Raw genomic sequence first — 3,884 nt, 5'->3', positions numbered from 1 at the left:
AGTTAAGCGTGCTGGCGCAGATGGCATCCTAACTTATTTTGCAAAACAAGCAGCAGTTTGGTTAAAAAATAACTAATCTAAAGTAAATATTCTAAAAATTGGAAATTATTCCTATTTTATTAACATTTTGCATTTAATTTGTCATAGATTTTTCTTAAAGTACTGTGTCCCATATTGGGACTTTAAAAATACATACACGGGAAAAATAATGATAAATACAAAATTAACGCCGCTCGCGCTTGTTATTGCAAGCCTGAGCGCGCCTGCTTCTGCCAACCTAATCATCTCTGAATACGTTGAAGGAAGCTCTAACAATAAAGCGGTAGAACTTTACAACAACTCTGGCGCTGAACTATCGCTTGATGGTTACACTATCTCTTTATACTCAAATGGTAATGGAGACCTAGCAGATCCAAACAACAGCTTAGCTTTAACAGGTACACTTGCAGCAAATGCGACCTACGTTATTGTTAACGCTGGTTCTGTTGATGAATTGAAGACAAAAGCCGATATAGAATCAACAATTACTTACTTCAACGGTGATGACGCGCTAGTCCTAACTAAAGACGGTGAAATAGTTGATAGCTTTGGTCAACTAGGTGTTGATCCTGGTTCAGCATGGGATGAAGGTGGTGTAACAACAGCCAATAAAACACTACGTCGCAAAACGACTGTGACTTCAGGTCGTACTGATGCAACATCAGCATTTAACCCTAGCGAAGAGTGGGAACAATTCGACCAAAATGATTTTAGCAATATTGGTCAATACGGTGAAAGCACAGAACCAACTCCTGAGCCAGAGCCAGTTACTCCGCTTGAGTGTGGAGCAACAAAAACATTAATCAACGCAATTCAAGGTGAAGGCGGCGACAGCCCACTTATTGACACTGAAGTTGAAGTTGAAGGTGTAGTGACCGCAGACTTCCAAGGTGATGATCAGCTCAAAGGCTTCTTTATTAGCTCACTTGCTGCTGATGCTGATACAAACCCACTTACCTCTGAAGGTGTATTTGTTTATTTCGCAGATACTGATGTTGCCGTTGGTGATCATGTACGTGTTAAAGGTAGCGTAGCTGAATACTACAGCGCGACACAGCTAGGTGATGTAAGCCAAGTTGAAATCTGTGCTACAGGCCTATCTACAGATCCAACCGTTGTTACTTTACCAGTTGCTGAAGTTGCAGACCTTGAAGCCTATGAAGGTATGTTAGTAACCATAGATCAACCTTTAGTTGTCAATAACAACTACGGTCTTGGCCGTTATGGTGAGGTTGACTTAGGTACTGAGCGTTTATACCAAGGTACTCAAATTGCACTACCGGGTGATGCAGCAAATGCTGTTGAAGCTGAAAACCTGAAAAAACAAATCTTACTCGACGATGGTTCAACAAAACAAAACCTTGATCCAATCGCCTACCCAGGCACAGGTCTTGATGCCTATAACACATTACGTTTGGGTGACACAGTAAACACTGTTACAGGTGTGATGGGTTACAGTTTCAACCGTTACCGCATTCACCCTACAGTGCAACCTGAGTTTACAGCAACAAACCCACGTACCGATGCGCCAGAGCTTAACGAAGATGCAGATCTTCGTGTAGCGAGCTTCAACGTATTAAACTATTTCAATGGTGATGGCCAAGGCGCAGGTTTCCCAACTAGCCGTGGTGCAGACAGCGAAGAAGAGTTTATTCGTCAGCAAGCAAAAATTGTCAGTGCAATTACAGCTATCAATGCTGATGTCATTGGCTTAATGGAAATCGAAAACGATGGTTTCGGTGAAAACAGTGCTATTGCAAGCCTAGTTTCAGCTCTTAATGACGAAGATGCAGAAAACACTTACGCATTTGTTGATTTTGATGTTGAAAAAATTGGTACTGATCAAATCACAACAGCTTTAATTTATCGCTCAAATAAAGTATCAGAAGTAGGTAAGGCAGCTCATACAACTGCTGAACCTTTTGATTACAGCAATCGTCCGCCTATTGCCCAAAGCTTCCAATCTCTTGAAAGCGAAGAAATCTTCACAGTTGCAGTTGCCCACTTAAAATCTAAAGGTGGCTGTGGCAGCGCTGAGGGTAATAATGCTGACTTAGGCGATGGTCAAGCCTGTTGGAATGAAATCCGTGTTGCGGGTGCTAATGCTTATGCAGATTGGTTAGCAACTTACCCAACTGAAGTTGAAGATGAAGATATCATCCTAGTGGGTGACATGAACTCTTACGCGATGGAAGATCCTATTCGTGCATTTGCAGACAAAGGTCTTAAGAGTGCGGTTGCTGAACTAGACGGTGATACATTAGGTTACTCTTATAGCTTCTCTGGCCGTATTGGTAGTCTTGACCACGCGCTAGTAACAGAATCTATGCTTGATAAAGTTGTTGCTGCGACTGATTGGCATATCAATGCCGATGAGCCAATCAGCCTAGACTACAACCTTGAGTATAAGTCAGCAACACAACAAGCAGGCCTTTATGCAGATAACGCATATCGTGCATCTGATCACGACCCTGTGATTATTGATATTCAATCTGCAGAGCCTATTCCTGAGCAACAAGCACCTATAATCGAAGCAGATCAAGCATTCGAAATCGTAGAAAACAGTGAAATTGGCGCAGTTATAGGCCAATTAGTTTTCTCTGATGGCGATGCTGATTACACACCTGTAGTAAGTTTTAGTATTGTTGGTGAGCATGCAGATGCGATTGCAATCAGTGCCGCAGGTGAAATCACAGTTGCTAAAGAGCTAGATTTCGAAGAAGAAGACAAGCTTACGCTGATGATCCGTGCACAGGATAGCGCAGGCAACTTATCAGAAGCGCAACTGCTATACATCAACATTACTAACGATGAAGCAGATGATGTAACTGAAGAAGTTGAAGAAGATGAAGCAGAGAAAGAGTCTAAAGATGATGATTCTGGTTCACTTGCTTGGTTAAGCTTACTAGCTTTACCATTTGCACTGCGTCGTCTAAAGAAATAAACGACACAATATGAATAAATGGCCGCTTTCGCGGCCATTTTATTTGTATCGTTAAGCGATTTGTTCTTCTTTATTGTCAGGTTGGTAAAGTGCTGTTATCGAGCCCTGTTGCTGCTCATCAATTTGCCAATTAATAAACCTTAATACTTTGCCATTTTTAAGGAAAACCCTAAAAACAGTCAAAAATGCCACCGATTTAAACTCAATTTCCTTAATGTCCTCAGCATTTATATAACGCTTTCCTAAGCCTAATGAGTAACATATCCCTGCCTTATAACAATATAAAGAGCGCATCCCTAAATAGCTCAGCACAAGAAATATAAGTAATACAGGCAAAATAATAATTAATAATGATGTTCCAAAGGAGTTGGCAACTAATGCAATAAGCATAGCCAACGCGATCTTGATTCCTTGTAAAATCCAGTTTGGACTTAACTTGATCATTTTCATAAATATAAATCTTAATTTGATAGCTTTAGAAAATTAATACTAAATAACTAAAAATGGTTGTTATCACGATTCTACATTGCTGAAAATAGGTACACAAGTGAATAAAAATACTTTATAAGTGCATTTCAATATTTGGATTGCAACTTGCTAAAAACACAGTCTTTTATTAAATATTAATTTTGTATGAAAATAACACTTAAAAAACCAACACCAAGACTTTAAGCTTAATGTTAGAGATATATAGACACTAAAGAATGAGATTATTGGATTGCGACAATTAATACCAATCCGCTTAATTAAGTAGTCTATTTTGAGGCAATTAAACCTCGTTGATAACAAGGCAAAAATTTCGTTATTTAGTTGTTCTAAATGAGAAATTTTTAACGCAGTTAGCGACAGGTTTAATCCCTCAAAATGATTAAGTATTATTGCGGGTTGGTATAAGAAGGAC

Annotated in this window: 2 protein-coding genes; one reads left to right on the top strand and one right to left on the bottom strand. The window is 39.5% G+C overall.

What is annotated here, in order from left to right; all coding sequences use genetic code 11:
• Window positions 1-208 precede the first annotated feature (208 nt).
• Entirely contained in the window at window positions 209-2,983 is a 2,775-nt protein-coding gene (locus tag L1D46_RS19940; RefSeq protein WP_239978113.1) for an ExeM/NucH family extracellular endonuclease, read from the top strand.
• A gap of 51 nt (window positions 2,984-3,034) precedes the next feature.
• Here the strand turns inward: L1D46_RS19940 and L1D46_RS19935 are convergent, their stop codons facing one another.
• Window positions 3,035-3,433, bottom strand: coding sequence for a hypothetical protein (locus L1D46_RS19935; RefSeq protein WP_130050241.1), 399 nt, complete (start codon window positions 3,431-3,433; stop codon window positions 3,035-3,037).
• Between the last annotated feature and the right edge of the window lie 451 nt (window positions 3,434-3,884).

It is taken from the genome of Pseudoalteromonas sp. Isolate3 (assembly GCF_022398505.1).
GTDB classification, from domain to species: Bacteria; Pseudomonadota; Gammaproteobacteria; order Enterobacterales; family Alteromonadaceae; genus Pseudoalteromonas; species Pseudoalteromonas apostichopi.
Note: the sequence above shows the minus strand (reverse complement) of the source record. Positions and strands in the feature narration are given on the sequence as shown.